This window comes from Gelidibacter gilvus (assembly GCF_004115975.1).
Taxonomy (GTDB): Bacteria; Bacteroidota; Bacteroidia; order Flavobacteriales; family Flavobacteriaceae; genus Gelidibacter; species Gelidibacter gilvus.
The window spans coordinates 39,344-63,544 of sequence record NZ_SDDZ01000007.1; the positions used below are offsets into that span (position 1 = coordinate 39,344).

Sequence of the window (24,201 nt, forward strand, 5' to 3'; positions counted from 1 at the left end):
TTATTCCTTTGAATCGAAACGATTTGATGTTGAAGCATTTATTGGCAGAAATAAAAAAAAGGAACTCCGTTTGGAATTCCTTTTTGATACTATTTCAATTCGAAACTATTAGTTCGACTTATTTCTTTTACGTTCTGTTTCCGTCAATAAAATTTTACGCAAACGGATATGGTGTGGCGTGACCTCAACATATTCGTCTTTTTGGATATATTCCAAAGCTTCTTCCAATGAGAATTTTATCGCTGGAATAATACGCGCTTTATCATCAGTACCTGAAGAACGAACGTTACTCATTTTCTTGGTTTTTGTGACGTTAACCGCCATATCATCACCACGAGAATTTTCCCCGATCACTTGACCTTCATAAATATCTTCTCCCGGATCGATGAAAAACTTACCTCTATCCTGTAATTTATCAATAGAATACGGAATTGCTTGACCTTTCTCCATAGAAACCAACGATCCGTTTTGACGTTCTGGAATACCACCTTTAAGCGGTTGGTATTCTACAAAACGATGTGTCATGATCGCTTCACCCGCCGTAGCTGTTAATAATTGGTTACGCAATCCGATAATACCACGAGATGGAATTAAGAATTTACATACCATACGATCGCCTTTAGCTTCCATACTTAACATTTCACCTTTACGGATGGTCACCATTTCTATAGCTTTACCAGATACATTTTCCGGCAAATCAATAGTCATTTCTTCAATAGGCTCACATTTAACACCATCAACTTCTTTAATGATTACCTGAGGTTGACCAATTTGAAGCTCATACCCTTCACGACGCATGGTTTCAATCAATACAGACAAATGCAATACACCACGACCAAACACTAAAAACTTATCAGCACTATCCGTAGCGTTGACACGTAGTGCCAAATTTTTCTCAAGTTCTCTTGTCAAACGGTCTTTAATATGTCGAGACGTAACAAACTTACCATCCTTACCAAAAAATGGCGAATCGTTAATGGTAAACAACATACTCATGGTTGGTTCATCAATCGCAATAGATTCCAATCCTTCCGGATTTTCATAATCGGCAATGGTATCACCAATATCAAATCCTTCAAGTCCTACCAAAGCACAGATATCTCCAGCTTGTACTTCTTCTACTTTTCTACGACCTACACCTTCAAAAACATGAAGTTCCTTAATTTTGGATTTCACGATTTTTCCATCGCGTTTCACCAAAGAAATGTTCATTCCAGTTTTTAAAATCCCACGTTGTAAACGTCCGATAGCAATTCTACCAGTAAATGATGAATAGTCTAAAGACGTGATCAACATCTGGGTAGTTCCCTCTTCAACTTCCATTGACGGGATATGTTCGATAACCATGTCCAATAAAGGCTCTATGGAATCGGTTGGTTTTCTCCAATCTGTGCTCATCCAATTGTTTTTGGCAGACCCATAAACGACAGGGAAGTCCAATTGCCACTCTTCAGCGCCCAATTCGAACATTAAATCAAAAACAGCCTCGTGCACCTCATCGGGAGTACAGTTCTCCTTGTCAACTTTATTGACCACAACGCAAGGTTTCAAACCTAGATCAAGTGCTTTTTGAAGCACAAAACGCGTTTGTGGCATTGGGCCTTCAAAGGCATCGACCAAAAGCAAAACGCCATCAGCCATGTTCAATACACGCTCCACTTCACCGCCAAAATCCGCGTGACCTGGAGTATCAATAACATTAATTTTTGTGTCCTTGTAAGTTACAGCAATGTTTTTAGAGGTAATAGTAATGCCTCTTTCACGCTCCAAATCGTTATTGTCAAGGAATAAATCACCCGTATTTTCGCTTTCACGAAACGTGTGACAATGGTACATAATCTTATCAACCAAGGTGGTTTTACCGTGGTCAACGTGTGCAATAATTGCAATATTTTTTATCTTAGCCATATATATGGTGCTTTTTTTCAGCGTGCAAATGTACGTTATTTTTTTTTCACACAGCTTTTTAGTGCTTTGAGATTTTCAGATTTCTCCATTAGGAGTTTAGAATGAAGCTGGTTATATCCTTATACCAACTATTTAAGGTCCTAATTTTAGTAGGTTAAACCCAAAATTTATGCCGATTTTAGATCGTTAATAAAATGTTATAATTGAAAAAATCCAGACTTTCAAGTGGTATCTTTCCTTTTAGAATTGATTAATAGTAAATAGCCATTCCACATCCGATCTAAATCATTGGCAATTTACATCTGATAGTTTACTATTTCAAACACCTGTTCATCTTAGCAAAATAACCATTGTTTTTTTTGATAGGTACAGGGATTAGAAGTTTTACAATTTACAGATGAAAACACTTAGAACATACTCAAAATTCATCCCCTACCTCTATTTTATTGCAGTAATTATCTATTGGTTTACTGACGTTAACAGAAGTGAAGGCCTTACAGCCTATCCAATATTATTGTTTGGAATCCCATTTTTATGGCAGCTGATAAAACCTAATGAGAAGCTTAATTTTTCTTTGGGAATCACATTCGTCTGTCTTTCCTCCTATATAATATTGGCTTATTTATCAGATCTCCTAAACATCGTGAATATTTCTTATGAAACCAAACGCTTCCTAATTATGGGATGGTTTTTTGTTGTTGGTAATTTTGTGATGGCGCTCTGGATGATTCGCAACAGCATCAGGAAGGTATTTTAGACAGATAGCGGATGGCACCGCTGTTAGCGCAATAAGATTGAATTTTTAGAAGATTTAAAATTCTCAGTTTGCTCAATTCCTATCTTAACTCTCTAATGGACACTAACGAAAAACACTGTAGAAACCTTTGATCGAAAACATCAAAAAGCGATACGCGCCATAAGAAAAACAGCAACATATCTAACATTAAAATTCCATATCCCACAAGAACAACTTCGTGCATTATTTTCCGTAACTTTGCATTTTTAAATTAATAAGCAAATGACTCTCAAAGACGTTCCAAAATTAAAACATACAACAGCTAATAATTTCTTTTTATTATGTGGCCCATGTGCCATTGAAGGTGAAGAAATGGCGCTTCGCATTGCTGAAAAAGTCTTAGCAATCACTGATAAATTACAAATTCCTTATGTCTTTAAAGGGAGTTTTAAAAAAGCAAATCGCAGTAGAATAGATAGTTTTACGGGAATCGGCGATGAGAAAGCACTTAAAATACTCCTCAAGGTTTCTGAAACTTTTGACATCCCAACAGTAACTGATATTCACGAAATTTCCGATGCCGCCATGGCAGCAGAATATGTGGATGTTTTACAAATTCCGGCTTTTTTGGTAAGACAAACAGATTTGGTTGTAGCAGCCGCAGAAACCGGAAAAGTGGTCAACCTTAAGAAAGGGCAGTTTATGAGTCCGGAAGCCATGAAGCACGCGGTCCAGAAAGTGAAGGATGCCGGCAATGAGAAAGTTTGGATCACGGACAGAGGTACGATGTTTGGCTATCAGGACATGATTGTGGATTTTAGAGGTATTCCTACCATGCGCGAATATGCACCAACGATTTTGGATGTCACCCACTCTTTGCAACAACCCAACCAAAGCATCGGTATTACCGGAGGGCGGCCTGATATGATTGAAACAATTGCTAGAGCTGGCGTTGTAAATAATGTGGATGGTTTGTTTATTGAAACACATTTCGATCCTGCAAATGCCAAAAGTGATGGCGCCAACATGCTCCACTTAGACAATTTGGAAAAACTACTCACTAATTTAGTGGCCATTAGACAAACAATTAATAGTTTATAATACTTTTAAATGTTTAAAAAAATTCACACACCACTAGTTGGTGTACTACTTTTTTTGCTCACATTCAATACTTATTCACAAGACATTACAGAACCTATAAGGTACACAGCAACCAACAAAGGCAAGTTTTTTGTGAGCTGGGGTGGAAACAGGGCAGCGTTTACAAATTCTGATATCACCTTCAAAGGAGAGGATTACAATTTTACCATAAAAGATGTTACGGCAGAGGACAAACCAAAAGGTTGGCACTTAGATTATATCAATCCAACACGTATTACCATCCCGCAGACCAACTTTAAATTGGGCTATTTTATTTCAGATAATTACTCCATAGCCATTGGAATGGACCATATGAAGTATGTCATGCCCAAAGATAAAATAAGAGTGGTTGATGGCTATATCAATTTGCCTTCTGATGATGTAGGATCGGTATTTAACGGCGTTTATTACAATCAGAATTTTTTGATTTCTGAAGATTTTTTACAGTTTGAACATACTGACGGCCTAAATTATGTGTACCTAGAATTTGCCCGACATGATGATATCTCCTCACTTTTCAACATTCAAAATACCGATAAATTCCAGATAAACATCACAGAGGGCGTTGGCGCAGGCATTCTTTATCCAAAAACCAACACGACCCTTTTTGACAGAGATCGTTATGATGAATTTCATGTTTCCGGATATGGCTTTTCAATTGCTGCCGGCTTGAACTTGACCTTCTTTAAGCACTTTTTTATTCAAGGCGATCTGAGAGGCGGGTATATCAATATGGGCAATATTAGAACCACCCAAAATGCAAACGAAGGCGCTTCACAATACTTTTTCTTTGGGGAGAGCGTTTTTAGCCTAGGTGGAAAATTTAGAATTTAGAATGATACAAATTAGAGAAGCAACCTTAGAAGACATTCCTTATATCACGACTATTTTTAGGGATTCCATCACGCATGTCAATGCAAAGGATTATTCTGAAAAGCAAATACGCGTCTGGACATCAGGTGCATTGGACATCGATATATGGAAGGACCGCATTATGAATTCCTATTTTATTGTTGCCGAATTAAAAGACACTGTCGTAGGATTTGCCTACCTCACCAAAGGCAATTATTTTGACGGGCTCTATGTTCATAAAGATCATTTGCGACGAGGATTTGGGATCAAATTGATGCGAATCATTGAATCTCAAGCCTTGGCAAAGGGCTATGAAGTTCTCAAAGCCGATGTTAGCATTACGTCCCTTCCATTTTTTGAAGACCAATATTACCTCGTTGAAAAGAAGCAAAAGAAAAACTATAAAGGTCTGGCCTTTGAAATTTATAAGGTATATAAAGAATTGTAAATTTCACTACCTTCTGAATGCCAAAAATCATTTTAACCACGACTATAAAGGCAGATAAATTAATCGTTTTTGATTTGGCCCGCAGTATTGATCTCCATAAAATATCAACTGAAAACACAAAGGAAACCGCCATTTCTGGAAGAACGAGCGGACTCATAATTTTAAATGAATCGGTGGTCTGGCGTGCCAAGCATTTTGGATTTTATCATATTTTGACCTCTAAAATAACAGCGTATAATTTCCCAAATTATTTTACAGATGAAATGGTCACTGGTATTTTTAAAAGTTTTAAACATGAGCATCATTTTAAAGATATTCATGGTGTTACAGTCATGACGGACATATTCAGTTTTGTGTCGCCTTTTGGCATTTTAGGTAAATTGGCCAACTACCTATTCCTTAAAAAATACATGACCAATTTTCTTAGAGATCGAAATCAAGTTATTAAGGAATTTGCAGAATCTAATAAATGGAAAACTGTTCTTCAAAAAAACTAAGTCAGAAATTTAAATTCCCTAAAGTGATAGGCTTGTTTAAGCATTTCAATCACGACCACATCATCAATATCATTTAAAGTTGTATAACGCAGCGACTTCATCCGTTTCCGCTTATCTGCCACCAGCAATTCTGTGCATTTCATAAAACGTGCTGCATTCCAAAACACCAAATCCACATAACCCTTGCTTTGGTTTATATAGCAAATGGGACGCTTGTCCACATAAAAAAACGGTAAATGCCACTTAAATAATAACTCACTATCAGGAATAGTTACCTCAACCAGCAGTTGTGTGTAATGTCTCCCATTTCGGGAAAAATTAATCTCTTAAAGCTTACCTTTCAAGAAAATCAAAATATAAACTGAAAATGAAAGAACACTAAAAGTCAATTTTCAGAACACTCAAAAAACCTTATTCAAAATTTGAATACTTGGATGCTTTACCAATTTTTGGTACATTTGAGTAAAGTTGAAACAAAATGAGCAAAAACACATCAATATCACTCGGAAATTATTTTGAAGAATTCGTTCAAAGTCGAATCAAAGAGGGTCGATTTAAAAATGTAAGCGAAGTTATACGGGCTGGATTGAGGCTTTTAGAAGAAGAAGAAATTAAGGTAATTGCACTGAGGAACGCAATTCAGGACGGCATTGATAGCGGAATCGCGCACGATTTTGATCCTAAAAAACATCTTGAATCTCTAAAATCGAAAAAACACTTAAATGGCTAATTTTAAGTTTACAAATAAAGCTGTTGAGGATTTATCGAAAATCTGGGATTATACGTTTGAAGTATGGTCAGAAAGGCAAGCGGATATATACTATGAATCGCTTATTTCTGACTGTCAAAAAATTGCTGATAACACAAGTTTAGGAAAAAACTATGACGGAATTACTCAAAATCTTCTTGGAATAAAATCGAATAGACATATCATTTTCTATCGATCATTGAATGATAACCATGTCGAAATCGCAAGAATTTTACACGAGAGAATGGATCTAAAAAAGAAAATAAACGAATAAAAACTACGCACAGCAGCGCTATAAGCGATTGCTAAATTCGTCCAACTTGGAAAATCCTGCAGATCTTCCACAGTCGGTTCCAAATTGGAATAATTCGATCTTTAAACATGCAACGGCTCATAAACGTAACGTTTTATATGCAGTTTAATGGACAGATATGGCTCAGATTGTTTTAGAATATAGGCTTCGGCTGGTTTCATGGGATTGGAGTTTTTGGCTTGTTTTTGGTTTCCCGCCTTCGCAAAAGCTACCCGCCTACGGACGGGCAGGCGGACGGGCAGGCTTGTTTCTTGTTTCTTGTTTCTTGTTTCTTGTTTCTTGTTTCTTGTTTCTTGTTTCTTGTTTCTAAGTTAAAAAAAATAATTTTCATAGCGTCCATTGGGCTGAACTTTACCGTAATTGAACATTCAAAAGTGAACTCAGCCTGTGCCTCAACCAACAATCACAATTATAAATCCATAATCATTAATTGGACAGTTAATCCTAGATATTCTTCCCAGAAGAGACTATCCCTTAAAAAATAGTGTTAAAAACCAGAATTGATGATTTTCGATGTGCTATCTTTTCATCCAAACAATTAAACCGCTTTAATAAGGTTGATATATGAACGTGATTATTGTTCAATAATTCAAATTAACCTTGTATATTCTAACTTATGAAATTCCTAAAAACTCTCTTGTTCATGGTTATCCTTGTAGTTGCTGTTTTGGTTATAAGCAACTATTGGATTATTTACCAAGCAAAGGACGATGTGTATTCTAAAGTCAATGATCTTCCAAAAAACAAGGTGGGTTTACTTTTGGGCACCAGTAAATACAGGGTTCAAGGAGGCATCAATCTTTATTATGCCTATCGGATCGATGCGGCGGTAGCTCTATTCAACGCTGGAAAAATCGACTATATCCTTGTTAGTGGTGACAATGAAACCGAGTACTACGATGAACCTACAACGTTTAAAAATGACCTCATCAAAAGAGGGATTCCCGAAGACAGAATTGTACTGGATTTTGCAGGATTTAGAACTTTGGATTCTGTGTTGAGAGCAAAAGAAGTTTTTGGTCAAGAGTCTTTTACGATAATTTCCCAGAAGTTCCATAATGAGCGCGCCGTCTATTTAGCAAAACACTTTAATATCAATGCCATCGCGTTTAATGCCAGGGATGTCACTAATCGCTACGGACTGAAAACACGGGCAAGAGAATATTTCGCAAGGGTTAAAGCGTCTATTGACGTGTTATTCAATGTACAGCCAAAGTTTCTAGGTGAAAAGATACAGATAGAATAGATTGTGAAACTGTAATTTGAGAGGTTTTAAACCCATTTATCCTATTCATTATCTGAAATCGTAATTAGAGGATCGATTATAACTAATAGGATATAGACTTTTGATATAGAAGTTATCAATATAAGATAACTCGAGTATGACTTTTTTAAACGGATAACAATATATAGAAATTTAAAAAGTCTGAAAAATTTAATTTCAGACTTTTTTATTTATACCAAACTGAGGACTAAAGACTGCCTACTGAAGATAGCAGACTGCAGACTACTCCCCGTCCACATACTCCTGTAGATATTCAAATCGTTTTGTGAGTTGACCATTTTGGGTCATTTTAGCACGCTTAAGAATGCCACGTTCATCGTCATTGAAAAATGCCGGAATGACGTGCTCCAAAAACATCTCACCAAAACCTTCACTGGCATCCTTTGGGAGTTCACAAGGTAAATTATCAACCGCCATAACAGTAATGGCATCTTTAGCATCAAAAGCAACTTCTTTTTCCGATTGGGCATCATAACCATAAAACGGATCCACAATTGTTGAAGCCCTCAAGGTAGAAGCTACCGGACCATCAATATCACAACTGATATCTGCCACAAGATTGATCTTGAAATCTGGCGACTTCGCATCATTTCGAGTGTATAGATACGGTGCATTGTTCCCATAAAAATGTCCAGCAATAAATAGGTCGGTCTGCTTGGCATAGGGCATGAAATTACTTTCATAATCCTCTGGGTATTTATAAAATTTTTGTTTGGAGCCTACTTTTCCGTCTTTACGTTTGTTATAGTCCATCACATCAATCATACAATAAACTGGTTCTGTAAACTTTGAGGTCAGGTAAAGCGCATCACTGATCTCTTTTATATTTAAGTGATCTATAATTTCTTTGGCGCCATGCGCAACTTTGCCCGTTCCGGTAAGCAATATCTTGATTGGTGGGATACTTATTTTATCCAACTCTCTTTTAACAGCATTCAAATCAGCAAGCGTTTCCACTTTTGGCAAATTGAACAAACCATCTCTTAGGCCTAATGCCCTAAAACCATTGTAAGCACCTACCAATCCAGCATACCTCCCAAAACCGATCAAGCGGGTGCCACTTTGTTTGACGATGGTTTCATGGTCGAACAACTCGATATTCTTTTCCAAAATTGCTTGAAGTAAACCCCGATTATAAGACTGCTTTTTGATGGTATGTGAAAAGAAAAAATATTTTTTATTCGGAATCAAAGCCTCTATTGGAACTTCCTTAACCCCTATTAAGACATCAGCATCGGAGATATCATCCGTAACTTCAAATCCCAAGGCCCTATAAGCTGAATCGGGAAATACCCTAATATCACTTGACTCCACAATAAACTCAGCCTGCGGAAATTGTGTTCTAACATTCGCTAATTTTTCTGGGGAGAATACGACACGTCTGTCAGGCGGGTTTTTACGTTCTTTGATAAGGGCAAATTTCATATAAAAAGGTGATTAGTCATTCCCATAATCCCGATAGATATCGGTAGGAAAAATTATTATTTTAGCACGGTCACGAAAATAAGTCGATTTGCGAGTTTTCGCAAGCATTCCCTAATTAAAATATTTATGAAATGTGCTTATTTCTTTGTAATCTTCGCCCTTACGAAAATCCCATTATAAGTCTAGCGGATTTTAGACGAGTTATTCTTGAGATGTAAGCGAATGCTTATGAAAAGTGTTTTATTTTTTCATTTTAAAGAATGGCCTTTCATAAAAGGTCAATCGAATGCCCAAAAGCAATACAAATCCTCCAATAACCATTTGCAGCGAAATCATTTCATCAAGCAACCACCACGCCAGAATTGACGCCAATACCGCTTGTCCCAACAAACTCACCGACACTCTAGTGGCGCGCATGTGTTTGGTAGCAAAACTGATGAGTAACCAGGCCAAGAGCTGGCACACCACCCCTTGTATGACCAAAACAAGCCACCCCATATTTGAAAAGCCACCAAAAGGCTCGCCCAATGCATAGCTCAATATTCCTAATGCTACAACAGAAGACAGTAAACTTACGGTCATAAAGGTCATGACTTCCAGTTCTCCTAAAATGCGTTTGCTGGTCAACATATAAATGGCATAGAGCATTCCTGAGAGGATCCCAAAAATGAAGGCCAGATTAAAATCGAAATTGAGAAATAATTCAAAGCCCACCAAGAGCACCATCCCTATAATAGCAACCACAGTACCGATCCAGAAATTTTGTTTTGGTTTATCCTTTAAAAACAGGAACGCACCTATCCCCACCCAAACTGGCGATAAATTTGTCAAGAGTGTTGCCTGTGTGGCGGTGGATTGTTGAATGGCAATATTCCAGACGCCAACATCCAAACCAAAAACAACCCCACAAATCACTGAGAGCCAAAATGCTTTTCGAGAGGTCACCTTAAACTGCTTGGTGATAATCACATAGGGCAAAAGAATGACAGAAGCGATGGCCATCCTATAAAACGCAGAAATAAGTCCGGGAGTTAAATTTAACTTCACCAAAATTGGAAATATTGATATACAAATAATACCAATCGCTAGTGCAACTCTTGGTTTTGTCATGGTCACTTCTTTAAGTTCAAAGGTTGTAAAATTAAGCTTTAATGCCCATTACATCATCATATTAAATTAGCAATTATCAATACTATATTATCCTACAAATTTCTCACAATTACTTTATTTAGGTGAAATAATACAATTTTCCTGAATTTTCTATGTTTAATTTGAGCAGTTAAGGTCATTTTGGCATGATTTGGGATGAATGGCCGTGTTGGCATAATTTTTGAAATAAGTTGGACAGAGTTGCAAGGTTAGAAGAATCTTTTTGGTAACTTTGCAAGCTGCGTTAGCGATGGAGGCATTGTTGGAGCTCCTTGAAAAGAGCGACTGCCGAGAGCGCGACCTGAAAGGGAACGCCATTAGAATAAAAATTATCTTTTTAATAAATAAGATTCCTGCCTACGCAGGAATAATGGGGTCGACTGGTTTTGACAGCGAGATTTATTTAACGGTAAGCACGTCGTGTAATGAAATTGAAACACGTAAAAGACTATTTCAAACTTTTAAACGGCGAGAATAACTACGCTTTAGCTGCGTAATCCGAATTACAGTAGGATTTGCTAATCCCTACTAGGTAGGGAAGCTAAATGTCTCTTGAAAGCCCTGGTCAGCGGCGGTCAGCTCAGAGACATCGTAAATGTTGACATAGGGAGCAAAGCGCTTTGATTTGCTCTTGAAACTAAAGAAGATAAGTTGTAAGTGGGTTGTCTTTAACCAGCTTGCAATCGAAAAAACAAGAAAAGAATAAACGTGTAGAAAGCCCTTTAGTAACTTGTTTGGACGAGAGTTCGATTCTCTCCGACTCCACAATAAATCACTAATGGTTTGTGAATTGAAACCATAAAAATCCGTCAGGCTTGCTTGAACGGATTTTGTTGTTTTAAAGCCGCTGCGCTGAAAGGATAAACAGTTGTAATTGCACGATGAGAGTGATTGCAAACTAGCTGTTAATCTATCCAGATTCAAAATTATTCCCTTTAAATCAATCGTTTACGGGTTTAAAAGTATGAAAGCATTACCATTCTTTCCATTGGAATTGGTAGCAATCAATAAAACCCTGTTTACCTAATTTGTAACTCAGGTAATTCAGTATATTTAAAAAATTTAGAAGCTTCTTCACTATTCCCTACACTATTCTTGCCTCTTAATGTGTTGACAGTGTATGCTGATAACTCCTCATCTGGGTATTCTCTTATCAAATCTTCAATGGATTGTTTGTCAAGATCATCCTGATAATCCATCAGCCATTTATCAGCCAATTGATCAGGTAATATGACTGGCATTCTTGGTCCATCTAATTTTGGATTGTTATGGATTTTTGACATTATCGAATTTCCCTTGGTTGTCACTATTGAAAATGTAGTCATCGTTCCACCGGTTTCTGGATGATGCCATTCACTGTAAAGCCCAGCAAAAATCATTGGCTCTTTATCTTTTCTGTAAATAAAAAAGGGATAGGTTTCCTTATTAAAATGATGATGTTCGTAAAATCCATCAACATAAATTAGACATCGCGATTTTTTAGCCGCAGTCCGAAAGGAGTTCTTTTCAAAAATGGTTTCGCCACGGGCATTGAGGGTGGTATTCCAAGTCTTTTTCATTTGTGCTTCGTCACGCACCCAATGAGGTATCAAGCCCCAAGTTGCCACTTCTGGAAAGTCTGGAGATCGATCGGTATAGATCAATAAGCTAGGATGGTCAAAGCCCATGGCATGATAAAGCGGTAAATCAGTGAGTGGAACAAGTCGTTCCATTATTTCATTGACGGCATTCCTATCTCCTTTTCGCTCCGCACGCTTGAGTTGGGCCTCAACGGATGTTTTTATATCATAGCACATTTTTAAATATATTTAAGTTTAGAAATAAGAGCACATCCACGGAACCGACTCATTGGAATTATAAAAATATTCTGAAATAAATAAGTCAACTAATTGAACTAACACTTTAAATATTCAATATCTAAAGGTATTTAAAAAGAAATAAAAAGATGAGTGTCTCTTGAGTTTTATCCTATCGTGGATCAATTACTTAGCCGTTAATCCTTTTCAATTGCCTGATTCTGATAAATACTATATCTTGCTCAAGAGTGTCAAGTATAGATTTAATAAAAACAACTATTATGATAACAGAAACAGTTTTTGAAATTTTAGGTGAAGGTGGAGGAATTAATATTAAACGACAAAAAACCAAAGCGGGAGAAAAGTTTTTATATAACCATAGCGAATATGACTTTACCGAAGAAGGACTTGATGTTAATAAAAATAGTGAATATGAAAATTTCGAAAAGCCATTTCAACTGATTCACGATAAACACGATTGGTATATGCTACACGTTGAAACAGTGCATGACGATTATCGCGCATTTATTGTTAAAAAATTAATTGAAAAACTCAATAAAGAATCAAGAACCCCTGATTGTATTGATAATTCGAAAAACAAGTTGGAAGAAAGTTTTAAAATTAAACTAGAATTCAGGAAAAATAATGCTAAATCGACTTGGAGTTATACGGAAGCGATAGACTAAAATTACTACATACAGTTGTATAGAAACGGTCAAGCACCGAGAGTGTTTTGAGTTCTTCCGTAAAAATTTCTGATAAAGCTGTTGAAGTTTCTGGGAACCACATAATCACGAAAAACTTAACCAATTTATATTATAATACTTCTATTTTCTGCTCCATACCTCTAAATACAAAATTCAAGAAGGTTTTTTTATTACCTGATCCATTTTTCCGTCCCCTTTTAGAGCATCTCAAAATATAAATAGTAAATATTAATCTTATATTGTGGTTCAAATGAAAAACCAGACCAATGCGAACATTTATACCACTTTTTGTGATCTCCTTTCTGTTGTTATCCTGGCAAATTCCTGATTTAAAAAAAGAAAATAAACCCTATAGCTTATTCAACGGAAAAGATCTTACGGGATGGCACGTTGATGCACCCGAAATGGACAAAAATGCCCAAGCTAAAAACCCTTTTATCGTTCGTGACAACATGCTTGTAAGCTTGGGAGAGCCACGTGGACACCTCATTACAGATAGTATTTATCAATATTATAAATTAGAAATTGATTACCGATTTCCAGGAGAACCGGGCAATTGTGGTGTTCTTGTACATGCGTCCACGCCAAGAGCTCTGTACGGGATGTTCCCAAAATCAATCGAAGTGCAGATGGAACATGAAAATGCCGGCGATTTTTGGTGCATCGTAGAGGATATTGAAGTTCCTAATATGGAAGAACGACGTGGTCCAAAAGAAAATTGGGGTACCACCGGCGATAAGGAACGTAGAATCCGAAACTTGACCAATGGTTCCGAATCTCCTTTGGGACAATGGAACACGATGATCATTGAATGCCGAGGCAATACCATCAAGGTGTGGGTCAACGGCAATCTGGTGAATGACGGCTTCAATGCGACCGCCACTAAAGGCCAAATTGCACTTCAGGCGGAGGGTGCCGAAGTGGAATTCAAGAAAATAGAAATCACTCGCCTATAAGCATTCAAAAACTAGAACGTTACCCCTTACTATAAAAAACTTCTCAAAACGCAATGCATGTTCAAACCATCGGAGAATTTTTTAGATTAAAGCTTTAATATTAACACATGAAGATTACATATCCCCTATTCTTTTTACTGCTTCTTTTACAAACTACACTAATAGTTGCGCAGGAAAAGAAAATTGAGAATTACACACAAGCAATAGCAGGTTCAGATTTAAAAATTGAAATGGTTGCCATTCCCAAAGGCAGCTTCACTATGGGAAGTCCAGAAAACGAAAGACACCACCAAAAAGACGAATCGCCCGCCCATAAAGTCGGCATTGAAGCGTTCTGGATGTCCAAATTTGAAATCACTTGGGACTTATATAATTTATTTGTGAACCGCGCAATAGACAAAGTTGAAAATCCTACTAAAGCTTCGCAAGTTGCTATTGACATAGATGCTATTTCCGGAGCTACAGTGCCTTATGTGGATATGAGTTTAGGAATGGGCAGCGGTGACGATTTACCGGTGGCCAATGTCACCCATTACGCGGCTTCAAAATTCTGTGAATGGCTCTCCGCCAAAACTGGACATTTTTATCGTTTGCCAACAGAAGCAGAATGGGAATATGCCGCACGTGCCGGAACCACAACGGCATTTCATTTTGGGGATAATGAAGAATTGCTCAATGAATACGCCTGGTATTATGATAACAGTCAGGACACCTATCATAAGGTAGGCCAGAAAAAGCCAAATCCGTGGGGACTGTACGATATGTACGGCAATGTGGCAGAATGGACCTTAGATCAATACCTGCCGGAAGCTTATGGAAGTAGAACAGGGTTAACCCAAAACCCCATAGAGTTTCCTGTAAAGGAATACCCTCGCTCCGTTAGAGGTGGATCTTATTATGATGATGCCGAATACCTAAGAAGTGCTGCTCGGTTGGGGTCTACTGAAAACTGGAAAATGCGGGATCCACAATTCCCAAAAAGCAAATGGTGGAATACAGATGCACCTTTTGTAGGTTTTAGGATCGTAAGAGTACAAAATCCACCTAAAGAAAGCGATTATAAGAAATACTGGGGTTCAGAAGCCCATTAACTTATTATACTAAAATTATGAATCATTCTAAAAAAAATCAGAAACCTATTCTTCAATCGTCACGAAGAGATTTTGTTAAAAATACGGCAATTTTTACCGCGGGGATGCTGCTCCCAACTATGGAAATGTCCGCAATGGTCAATGTGTTCAATGACAAAACCCTTAAACTTGCAATAATAGGCTGTGGCGGTCGTGGTACAGGCGCTGCCAATCAGGCCTTAAAGGCAGATGAAAATGTGGTATTGGTGGCTATGGCTGATGCCTTTGAAGATCAGCTAAATGGAAGTCTCTTGAGCCTTCAAAAAGAATTTGAGGGGAGCAAAAAGGTAAATGTTCAGGAAAAACACCGTTATGTCGGTTTTGATGCCTACAAAAAAGCAATCGATCAAGCCGACGTGGTCATTCTTGCCACACCACCAGGATTCCGCCCCTACCACTTTGAGTATGCCATAAATGCTGGCAAGCACGTGTTTATGGAAAAACCCGTTGCCACCGATGTACCGGGAATAAGAAAAGTGTTGGAAATGGCAAAAATTGCCAAAGAGAAAAAATTGAACGTGGTGGTTGGATTGCAACGCCGCTATCAAAATAATTATCTGGCAATAAAACAGAAAATTGACGAAGGAAAAGCTGGTACTATAACTTCAGGCCAGGTTTACTGGAATAGTGCCGGGGTCTGGGTAAGGCCTCGTAAGCCCGAACAAAGTGAGATGGAATACCAAATGCGCAATTGGTACTATTTCAACTGGCTTTGCGGAGATCATATTCTAGAACAGCACATCCACAACATAGATGTCGCTAATTGGTATATTGGTGAATATCCAATATCCGCACAAGGTATGGGCGGTCGTTTGGTGAGAACAGGGCTCGATCACGGCGAAATTTTTGACCATCACTTTGTGGAGTTTAAATACCCAAGTGGTGCGGTAATCTCCAGCCAGTGTCGCCATCAACCTGGAACATGGTCTAAAGTGGGAGAAACTTTCCAGAGTAGCAATGGCACTATAAATATGAATGATGCCGGAGCAGCAAGTATTGTCGATCATAAAGGCAATACTATTTTTGACTACAGAGGCCGAAATGACCCCAATCCTTATCAAGTTGAACACGACAGACTCTTTGCTTCCATACGGAATAAAGAAGTGATCAGTGATGCCGAAAACGGAGCAAAAAGCACCATGTCTGCCATTATGGGAAGAATGGCCACCTATTCCGGGCAGATGATCAATTGGGAGGACGCCTTGAAATCAGAAAAAATTCTTATGCCGCCAGTCGTCACTTGGGATGATAATCCCCCAACCGTTCCGGGAGTAGATGGAACCTATCCTATTCCAATACCAGGAATAACCGAAGTGATGTAAAACCTCAATATCCAAACAAAAAGTTTTAAGTATTTTCAAATCCGAATTTCTAATATAATTATGATCTCAAAAACAAGTGCCTTTCGGTTATTTATCAGGAAGATTAGTAGAATAATTCCCGCTTTATTAATTATTTCCATTATGTCTTCCTGTCTAAGTTCAAAGAACAATTCGGAAAAGACGGATACTTCTTTAGAAAGCCAGAAAGGATGGCAACATCTTTTTAACGGTAAGGATTTAAAAGACTGGATTGTAAAAATACACCATCATGATGTGGGTGATAATTACGCCGATACGTTTAGAGTCAAAGATGGCGTCATTCAGGTGAACTACGATGGGTATGAGAAATTTGACCAACGTTACGGACATTTATATTATAAAGAACCATTTTCTTCCTACCACTTGAAATTTAAGTATCGGTTTACAGATCAATGGATGGCAGATGCTCCAGGCTACACGTACAGAAACAGCGGGGTCATGTTCCATTCACAGGATCCCGCTACAATTTTAAAAGAACAAGATTGGCCAATATCTGTCGAATATCAAATGCTGGCTCGAGAAAAGGATGGCGTACCCAGACCAACGGGAAATATGTGCTCTCCCGGCACAGAAGTCTACTTTCATGGAGAAATGGATCCTAGACATTGTATCGATTCTTCCTCGGAAACTCATGAATGGGATGAGTGGGTCTCTTCAGAATTAATCGTTTATGGCGATTCTTTGGTTATCCATAAGGTAAATGGGAAAAAAGTTCTAGAATATACAAAACCGCAAATTGGCGGTGGCGTGGTCAATGGGTATGACCCGAAAATTAAAGTCGACGGAAAAAGGCTAACTGAAGGTTTTATTGCCCTACAGGCAGAGGGCCAAGGCGTAGAGTTTAAAGATATCAAGATCAAGAAACTGAATTAGATCTTAAAAATAGAGCTGAAATTTGGGTGTGAATAAAATATCCGTTCGTCCTAATTTAAAAAATCACTGGTTTTAAACGACGAAGTAGACCTGACTTGACATTAGGATTCCATTAAAAGTAAAAGAAGATCTCAAACGCATTTTTAAAACATTTCAAAGTTGAAAAGAGTATCTATAAAACCATTTTCCGCTAAAATCACTTTAGGTCTTGAGAAAGGCTACTCAAAAGAGCCCATAGATAAATCCTTGGTCATTAAATTTATTCAAAATTATCAAGATCAATTAGTTAATGATAAGGGACTATTATTGAGCATTTCTTTAAGTGAATGTACCATTATATTAAGTGGCCAAGAAGAGCCTCACTTAAATCTCAATTTTATTAATTATCCGAAATTTCCATTGGAAGAAACTGTTCTTAAGACTGAAATTGAAACTATGACAAAATCCTTAATGTCAGAATTTCAGCAAAACAGAGTCGTTATTGAATACTTAGATGAAACCGTAATGTTTGAAAATTCATCCGAAACTGATCCACGAATTAGAACTAAATAAACAGGCCTTCTTTTCCAATCACTTGTCCAAAAGTTTATGGATACATACGAGGAATTGAACTCTAAATTTCGCTCATTGAAGTTAGGACAGACAAGTAATCCAAAATACTATTTATTGATACGTCACCTTGATCACCGATCCATCACCCAATGTAGTCACATACCAGGTATGGTCGTCCACCTGTTTGATAGCTACGGGTTGGCTCAACCCATCTGCCAGTACCGTTGTATTTGTTCCGTTTGTCCATATAAGTGATCCTGAATTAGGGGCAAATCCAGACGCCGGTTTAAACGAGCTGGCGTGTTGTGCCACAAGCCGATTGGAGTTATCACCTTCCACGATATCTACGAGCATAGTAAGCCCTTTTTGATAAACAGATACCTCCCCAGATAACGAAATTTTATAAATGATTGCTTCCCCAGCGGGAAACGGAAATCCGGTTAAGCTGGTCACTAAAAAAGCATTACCATCATACAGGATCGACGTTGGAACAGATTGAACAGTCGGTCCTCCCATTCCAGGAAATAAAGGATTTGGGATAGCGGGAATCTCCGCTAGGATTGTATAATCGTTCGCGCCCTTACGGTGTACAATGGCGTTTGCACCCGCATCTGCAATGTAAAGATCCCCATCTGGTCCTTTGGTAAGATTGTAGGAGTGGGAATCATGGTCCGGATTGCTCGCTAATGGTAACTTAGAAACTATCGCAAAAACGTCTTCAGATGGCAAACTTCCCGCATCCAAAGGGGTATCGCCAGGTTTAAAGTTAGATATGTTGGCCTGGTAGAGATGATTGCCAGACAAAACGTACAGCATTTCACCATCCCGTAAAATATGAACGGTGCCTTGCAATTCGTCGGAATGCACATTGGCATAGGATTCCAAATTAACGATGGCATCATATTTTTGCCCATCGGGGGTAATCAAAATGACTTTGCCATTGTTATTGTGCGTATCATTATCGGCATCAGGAACAGCGGTACCACTTTCTGTTACCCAAATATTTCCTTTCGCATCCGTTTCAATTCCCATAGGCCCCACCAGTCCGGAGGCTACTTCTTTGATCTCCAGCTCTGGGGTAGTTACTATATCATCGTCCTCATCACATCCGACATATAAAAAGAACAGAACCATAAAGGAAATTAACATGATCATTTTGGAAGGGACAGAATACGTCTTTGAATTTTTCATCTTTTTAGTGGCTTATTAATTGGAGAATAACATTAAAATCTCAAGCCAGTACAATAGGCTTAAAGATCTCCCAAAGTTAAAAGGCTATTTTTTAAAAAAATAGTAAAAAACCGACAGGTATTACCGATCAGTAAGACGAGAATTGGCATCATCTTCAATCCAATGCGCCAGCTGAGATAACAAACAAGGAACCTCCAAGGGATGTTATCAATTCGTTGATAATCAATTTTCAAACGCATGATTCACAGATATTTAACACTGTTTTTTATTGACGTTGGAATCAAAACTTGTACCTTTATGAAAGAATTATTCAAGGATCTCTTTAAACTTAATCCGTTTGAAAAGTTATGGTAACAAGTTCTCACATAGCTCCAAACCCAATCCTATCGGCATACGTTGTGAACTATACCCTAAGACAGTTTGAAACGGACGGTTTAGATATCAAACGACCATGGTTTGCCTCCTATCAAACTTCAATAACCTTCTTCTTCAAGGACAAGCCCATCAATTTACGAGATCCTATACATGGAAAAGTCATAAAAAAAGGTGATTGCATAAATATTTTAGGCTTAAATTCAGAATATAATGGTGAAATGACTTTTAACGGTTCTTATCTGTTCTTTGAAATGGCATTTAGACCCACAGGATTACATGATATCTTTGGAATTCCTGCAGCAACAACCCTAAATCACATTGTTGATGGTAGAGATCTCTTGGATATTAACATACAGGTCCTTTATGAGCGATTGTGCGAGGCAAAGAATATAAGAGAAATGGGACTGCTTGCCGACACCTATTTATTAAATTATCTTTTGAAAAGAAATCAATTGTGCGACAATAAGAATTTCTTAAAAATAGTAAGCACTATTATTAATAGCTTCGGAAAACCAACTTTAGATCAGCTGACTTTTCAGGCCAATATGAGTAACCGCAATTTAGAACGTCAGTTTATCGACAAAGTGGGTGTATCCCCTAAACATCTTATTTGCATGGTAAGATTTAATCTTGCTTTATCTTATAAAAGACGAAATCCAACACTTAATTGGACGTCAATTGCGGCAGAATGCGGCTACTTTGATCAAATGCATATGATCAGGGAGTTTAAACATTTATCGGGAAACACACCTTCTGATCTTATTAAAATACCGTTGGTTACTGGCTCTGATAAGTCATCCCATTTATCAACGTCATCAGATCTTGTCGATTTTTGTATTTCATGAGTTGGTTTGAATTTAATTTCAATGTAGACGTCCAATTGCCAGAGTTTAAAAGCTGCAGCTACTAAAACATAATGTGCCAAGTTCAAACTTGACCATTCCACTTGTGCCCTCCTTCATCATTAAAAACTAAATATCCTTTCAATTCAAGAGCAAATCGAAAATATATCCTAATTTTATTCCTTCTGAATAACGAGAATTTTTTTAAAAATATAATCCCGAAATTATGTATTCAAAAAACAACTTAGATGCCTTTATAAAAGCTGCACCAATCCTTAAAGACATCATGAAGACAAACCAAGTCTCGTGGTTGAATCCGGAATTAACTTCTGTAAAAAATGCTCCTAAATTTTCCATAGACTTAGAAGACATGAAAAAAGCGGCACACTTATGGACACGTTTTGCACCTTTTTTTGTAAAAGCGTTTCCTGAAACAAAGGACAACCACGGTATTTTAGAATCGCCTCTTCGTGAAATTCCGAAGATGAAATCTCTTTTAAACGCCGATAATGGAGACATAGAAGGCCGATTATTCTTAAAGTGTGATAATGAACTTCCTATTTGTGGGTCCATTAAAGCTCGTGGTGGATTTTTTGAAATCATGACCTATGCCGAAAAATTGGTTCTTGAATCGGGACTATTAAAAAAAGAGGACAATTACAGGATATTCACCTCACCTAAATTTCAAGAGTTTTTTCGCAAATATAAGATAGGTGTGGCATCTACCGGAAACCTCGGACTTAGTATTGGTATGATCAGCGCGAAATTAGGTTTTGAAGTGACGGTTTATATGTCCGCTGATGCCAAACAATGGAAAAAAGATTTGTTGCGTGAAAAAGGCGCGATAGTTATGGAGTTTGATGGCGATTTCAGCGAGGCCATTTCTGTTGGACGTGAACTCACAAGAAAAGATCCCAATGCCTATTTTGTGGATGATGAAGATTCGCATGATTTATTTTTAGGGTATACCGTTGGCGCACTTCGAATTGCTGAACAATTAAAATCGGAAAACATTAAGGTGGATGCAGACCATCCTTTATTCGTTTATTCCCCTTGTGGCGTTGGTGGATCTCCAGGTGGAACGGCTTTTGGTTTAAAGCAGATTTACGGAGACCATGTGCACTGCTTCTTTGTGGAACCTACGCATTGTCCCGCGGTGTTGACCGGATTGGTTACTGGCGAAATGAGCCATATCAGCGTTCATGATATCGGGCTTGACAACATTACTGAAGCGGATGGTCTGGCTGTGGGCCGACCTTCACATTTCGCGACCAAAATCAGCAAACATTTAGTCAGTGGCATTTTTACTATTGAAGACGACCAACTGTTTAAACTATTGGCACAACTAAAAGATTCTGAAAACATTTTTCTCGAACCTTCTGCTACTGCCGGATTGATCGGTCCACAACGGATCCAAAAAACAGAATACGCCACAACACATCACCTCAACCTAAAAAATGCCACGCATATCGCATGGGCGACGGGAGGTCTTCTCGTTCCAGAACATCAAAGAAAAAAGTTTTATGAAAGAGGATCGAAACATCTCTTGAAAGTCTAAAACACACAGAATAAAAGATAACAATTTAAAAAGCTGAACTTTACTGCTTATATTCATCAACATTGAAAGCAAGGTAAATAAAGTCAAGGCTACCCATTTTCAAATAAAGTGTTTTCACTAAAAATTAGTTACTCAAAAAATCAATTTCTGCTATTGCTGCCTGTTTTTTCCCTCCTGCAATGGTTATAGATTCTATACGAACAAAACGTGCATTTACCGTTTCTTGAAAATAGTGCGTTCTAGGCGTTGGATCATTAATGAGATTTCCAAATTCAAAACGCTCAACTTCTTTCCATGTTTTTCCATCGTCACTCACTTTGAAAACGCCTTGTTCTATCATTCCGTCTGAAGTTTCCGTAGGTGGCGTATAAGCAAATGCTTTTAAGGTTTGCACAGCTCCCAAGTCTATTTCTATAAAATGCGGCACGTTCTTTTTTGCAGACATCCAATGGGTATGTGGATCTTCATCTATTGCCAAATGAGCCGGGTGGTCTGATTCAGAACCGTTTTCTCCGACGATTTTCCAATCTTTCTTGAGAATTCCTAAATTCAAAGAAACAGTACTTCCCTTTTCTTCATTGGAAAAAGCTGCCGCTTTAATCAGTCCAGTTGCAAGAAATGGCACCTCAAAGAGTGGCGATGTTTTGGTTGGTTCACTACCATCTTTTGTGTAGCGGATTTCTATTCCTGAATTGATATTGCCTGAACTATCCTCGCCATGAGGTTTCCAACCAAATTCGTGCTTTTGCGGTTGTATGCTGACCAAACCATCTAAAGACCGTGTCACACTTAGTTGTGGCGGAGGTGGTTGATAATAATGTGCGCTGATATTTGAAATTGCAGGAGCTAATCGTGATTCTAAAATCCGGACTCTAAATTTATTTGAAGTCGTTTCAGGAAAACGCAAAATTCGCTTATATCCAATATTTGTGGCGGAAACAATTTCTTTCCAAGCTCCGTCTAGCCAAGCATCCAATGCATGCTTTTCAACCCTTTCGCTGTGTGTGGCAATGGCTTCTTGAAGGACCAATCGGTTGATGGTTACTGGTTTTTTTGTTTCAATAATGATTTCCTTCGGATCCTTATCCAATAATTCAAAAGTATCGATATTGGCATCCAAAACATTTTTAATTCCAGAAGCATCAGCAAATAAATTAGTGCCATAAGTCTCACGAATACGACGCCCAACCTCTTCTAAAACTTGTACATCTTCTGATGAAAACTTCCCGTCTCTATTTGGAGGAATATTTAATAAAAAAGTGGTGTTCCCTCCTACTGAACGCTCATAGATATCAAAAACATCGTCGGCACTGCGTACCTTTTGCTTGTCATCATCTCTATAGAACCAGCCTTCACGAATTGACGTATTGATTTCTGCCTGCTGATAATGCAAATACTTGGCCTCATAAAGCTTTTCCCTACTTCCGATATCCTCTCCTGTAATATCTGCAAAACTATTCATTTGCAGAGGGTTTCCTGAATAGGGAATAACATTCCATTCGGTATCCCTTGTGGCGCCAGCTTCATTACCTCCCCATCGGATGTCTTGCTTTCCAAATACGACCGCTTCTGGAGCCAATGTCGAAATCAACTCTTTCCATGCGATGTAATTATACTCTTGACCGCCTTTACGTTTTGGGTGTGCGCCATCAAACCACACCTCGTGAATAGGTCCGTATTCGGTTAATAATTCGAAAAGTTGATTTAAAAAATATTCATTATAATCATCAACATTAAACGTGAAGGTCGTTTTATTCTTAAACGGACGGCCCTCAACAGGTGTTGGAATAACCCGGTCTGAATACTCACTTAAATTGCCGTATAATCCTTCTTCGTTTTCAATTTGATAGAGATCTGCCGGAGATAAATACACCCCTAATTTTAACCCATATTTTTCACAAGATGCTGCTAAATCCTTTAAAATATCGCCATTACCATCTTCGAAACCAGTGGACATGATACCGTGTTTTGTATAGCGGCTTTGCCAAAGCACAAAACCCTCATGATGTTTCACGGTCAGGATCACCATCTTCATTTCAGCATCCTTCATCGCCTTACACCATTGGTCGGTGTCCAGATTTTGGAGATCGAAAATCTCAGGATTTTCAAAACCATTTCCCCATTCCATTCTTGTAAAAGTATTGGGACCGAAATGGATAAACGCAATGAACTCGTTTTTTAAAGCTTCGTATTGGTTTTTCGTTGGCACAATGTGAGCTGCCTTGAATATTATAGAATCTTTCGTGTCATCTGAGTCTATTTCAACGGTTGAACTAACACTTACTTTGGTTTTGTTAGGATTAGAACATGATGCTATTGTGAGCACCAAAAAGGTATAAAGAACTATTTTTCTCATGAT

Annotated in this window: 23 protein-coding genes and 1 other RNA gene; 17 read left to right on the forward strand and 7 right to left on the reverse strand. The window is 38.0% G+C overall.

The window, feature by feature from the left end; genetic code table 11:
• Window positions 1-108: 108 nt before the first annotated feature.
• Entirely contained in the window at window positions 109-1,908 is a 1,800-nt protein-coding gene (gene typA / locus ESZ48_RS12310; protein WP_129017797.1) for a translational GTPase TypA, read from the reverse strand.
• Between the two features lie 397 nt (window positions 1,909-2,305).
• Between typA and ESZ48_RS12315 the strand changes: the two genes are divergently transcribed.
• The 5 genes from ESZ48_RS12315 to ESZ48_RS12335 all read left to right on the forward strand — a co-directional run bounded on the left by ESZ48_RS12315 (window position 2,306) and on the right by ESZ48_RS12335 (window position 5,581).
• Window positions 2,306-2,665: a hypothetical protein gene (locus ESZ48_RS12315; protein ID WP_129017798.1), complete on the forward strand. Its 360-nt coding sequence runs from the start codon at window positions 2,306-2,308 to the stop codon at window positions 2,663-2,665.
• Window positions 2,666-2,926: 261 nt separating this feature from the next.
• Window positions 2,927-3,745, forward strand: coding sequence for a 3-deoxy-8-phosphooctulonate synthase (gene kdsA, locus ESZ48_RS12320; protein WP_129017799.1), 819 nt, complete (start codon window positions 2,927-2,929; stop codon window positions 3,743-3,745).
• A gap of 9 nt (window positions 3,746-3,754) precedes the next feature.
• Window positions 3,755-4,618 (forward strand): hypothetical protein, encoded by an 864-nt coding sequence (locus ESZ48_RS12325; RefSeq protein ID WP_129017800.1) that lies wholly within the window; start codon window positions 3,755-3,757, stop codon window positions 4,616-4,618.
• Between the two features lies 1 nt (window position 4,619).
• Complete coding sequence (locus ESZ48_RS12330) at window positions 4,620-5,084, forward strand: GNAT family N-acetyltransferase (RefSeq protein ID WP_129017801.1); 465 nt, start codon at window positions 4,620-4,622, stop codon at window positions 5,082-5,084.
• 17 nt (window positions 5,085-5,101) lie between these two features.
• Window positions 5,102-5,581, forward strand: coding sequence for an SRPBCC family protein (locus ESZ48_RS12335; protein ID WP_129017802.1), 480 nt, complete (start codon window positions 5,102-5,104; stop codon window positions 5,579-5,581).
• On the opposite strand, the gene ESZ48_RS12340 is transcribed toward ESZ48_RS12335, so the two are convergent.
• Entirely contained in the window at window positions 5,578-5,904 is a 327-nt protein-coding gene (locus ESZ48_RS12340; protein ID WP_129017803.1) for a DUF1801 domain-containing protein, read from the reverse strand. The genes ESZ48_RS12335 and ESZ48_RS12340 overlap by 4 nt on opposite strands.
• 155 nt (window positions 5,905-6,059) lie before the next feature.
• Here ESZ48_RS12340 and ESZ48_RS12345 point away from each other — a divergent pair, with 155 nt between their 5' ends.
• From ESZ48_RS12345 to ESZ48_RS12355, 3 genes are all read left to right on the forward strand, one after another.
• Complete coding sequence (locus ESZ48_RS12345; RefSeq protein ID WP_129017804.1) at window positions 6,060-6,311, forward strand: type II toxin-antitoxin system ParD family antitoxin; 252 nt, start codon at window positions 6,060-6,062, stop codon at window positions 6,309-6,311.
• Window positions 6,304-6,603, forward strand: coding sequence for a type II toxin-antitoxin system RelE/ParE family toxin (locus ESZ48_RS12350; protein ID WP_129017805.1), 300 nt, complete (start codon window positions 6,304-6,306; stop codon window positions 6,601-6,603). Before ESZ48_RS12345 ends, ESZ48_RS12350 begins: the two co-directional genes overlap by 8 nt.
• Before the next feature lie 682 nt (window positions 6,604-7,285).
• The gene (locus ESZ48_RS12355) at window positions 7,286-7,888 is read left to right on the forward strand and encodes a SanA/YdcF family protein (RefSeq protein ID WP_223266440.1); all 603 of its coding nucleotides are present in this window, start codon (window positions 7,286-7,288) and stop codon (window positions 7,886-7,888) included.
• A 261-nt stretch (window positions 7,889-8,149) separates the two neighbouring features.
• Here the strand turns inward: ESZ48_RS12355 and ESZ48_RS12360 are convergent, their stop codons facing one another.
• Both ESZ48_RS12360 and ESZ48_RS12365 read right to left on the reverse strand, forming a co-directional pair.
• Window positions 8,150-9,352, reverse strand: a complete 1,203-nt coding sequence (locus ESZ48_RS12360; protein WP_129017807.1) for an NAD(P)-dependent oxidoreductase — start codon at window positions 9,350-9,352, stop codon at window positions 8,150-8,152.
• Window positions 9,353-9,592: 240 nt separating this feature from the next.
• Complete coding sequence (locus ESZ48_RS12365) at window positions 9,593-10,462, reverse strand: DMT family transporter (protein WP_129017808.1); 870 nt, start codon at window positions 10,460-10,462, stop codon at window positions 9,593-9,595.
• Window positions 10,463-10,873: 411 nt separating this feature from the next.
• On the opposite strand from ESZ48_RS12365, the gene ssrA reads away from it, so the two are divergent.
• Window positions 10,874-11,269, forward strand: a transfer-messenger RNA (tmRNA) gene (gene ssrA / locus ESZ48_RS12370).
• Between the two features lie 251 nt (window positions 11,270-11,520).
• Here the strand turns inward: ssrA and ESZ48_RS12375 are convergent.
• Complete coding sequence (locus ESZ48_RS12375) at window positions 11,521-12,297, reverse strand: SOS response-associated peptidase (RefSeq protein WP_129017809.1); 777 nt, start codon at window positions 12,295-12,297, stop codon at window positions 11,521-11,523.
• 281 nt (window positions 12,298-12,578) lie between these two features.
• Between ESZ48_RS12375 and ESZ48_RS12380 the strand changes: the two genes are divergently transcribed.
• From ESZ48_RS12380 to ESZ48_RS12405, 6 genes are all read left to right on the forward strand, one after another.
• On the forward strand, window positions 12,579-12,983 hold the full coding sequence (locus ESZ48_RS12380) for a hypothetical protein (RefSeq protein ID WP_129017810.1): 405 nt from the start codon (window positions 12,579-12,581) through the stop codon (window positions 12,981-12,983).
• A 287-nt stretch (window positions 12,984-13,270) separates the two neighbouring features.
• Entirely contained in the window at window positions 13,271-13,960 is a 690-nt protein-coding gene (locus tag ESZ48_RS12385; RefSeq protein ID WP_129017811.1) for a 3-keto-disaccharide hydrolase, read from the forward strand.
• Between the two features lie 107 nt (window positions 13,961-14,067).
• On the forward strand, window positions 14,068-15,051 hold the full coding sequence (locus ESZ48_RS12390; RefSeq protein ID WP_129017812.1) for a formylglycine-generating enzyme family protein: 984 nt from the start codon (window positions 14,068-14,070) through the stop codon (window positions 15,049-15,051).
• Between the two features lie 17 nt (window positions 15,052-15,068).
• Entirely contained in the window at window positions 15,069-16,412 is a 1,344-nt protein-coding gene (locus ESZ48_RS12395) for a Gfo/Idh/MocA family protein (protein ID WP_129017813.1), read from the forward strand.
• 141 nt (window positions 16,413-16,553) lie between these two features.
• Window positions 16,554-17,324, forward strand: coding sequence for a 3-keto-disaccharide hydrolase (locus tag ESZ48_RS12400; protein ID WP_129017814.1), 771 nt, complete (start codon window positions 16,554-16,556; stop codon window positions 17,322-17,324).
• Between the two features lie 159 nt (window positions 17,325-17,483).
• Window positions 17,484-17,876, forward strand: coding sequence for a hypothetical protein (locus ESZ48_RS12405; protein ID WP_129017815.1), 393 nt, complete (start codon window positions 17,484-17,486; stop codon window positions 17,874-17,876).
• Between the two features lie 111 nt (window positions 17,877-17,987).
• Here ESZ48_RS12405 and ESZ48_RS12410 read toward each other — a convergent pair whose 3' ends face one another.
• Window positions 17,988-19,067, reverse strand: a complete 1,080-nt coding sequence (locus ESZ48_RS12410) for a ScyD/ScyE family protein (protein WP_129017816.1) — start codon at window positions 19,065-19,067, stop codon at window positions 17,988-17,990.
• A gap of 347 nt (window positions 19,068-19,414) precedes the next feature.
• Here ESZ48_RS12410 and ESZ48_RS12415 point away from each other — a divergent pair, with 347 nt between their 5' ends.
• Window positions 19,415-20,287 carry a helix-turn-helix domain-containing protein gene (locus ESZ48_RS12415; protein ID WP_129017817.1) on the forward strand — a complete coding sequence of 291 codons (873 nt, stop codon included), beginning with the start codon at window positions 19,415-19,417 and terminating at the stop codon, window positions 20,285-20,287.
• Window positions 20,288-20,510: 223 nt separating this feature from the next.
• Window positions 20,511-21,842, forward strand: a complete 1,332-nt coding sequence (locus ESZ48_RS12420) for a D-serine ammonia-lyase (protein WP_129017818.1) — start codon at window positions 20,511-20,513, stop codon at window positions 21,840-21,842.
• Between the two features lie 124 nt (window positions 21,843-21,966).
• Here the strand turns inward: ESZ48_RS12420 and ESZ48_RS12425 are convergent, their stop codons facing one another.
• A complete protein-coding gene (locus ESZ48_RS12425) occupies window positions 21,967-24,198 on the reverse strand; it encodes an alpha-L-fucosidase (protein WP_129017819.1) in 2,232 nt (743 codons plus the stop codon).
• Between the last annotated feature and the right edge of the window lie 3 nt (window positions 24,199-24,201).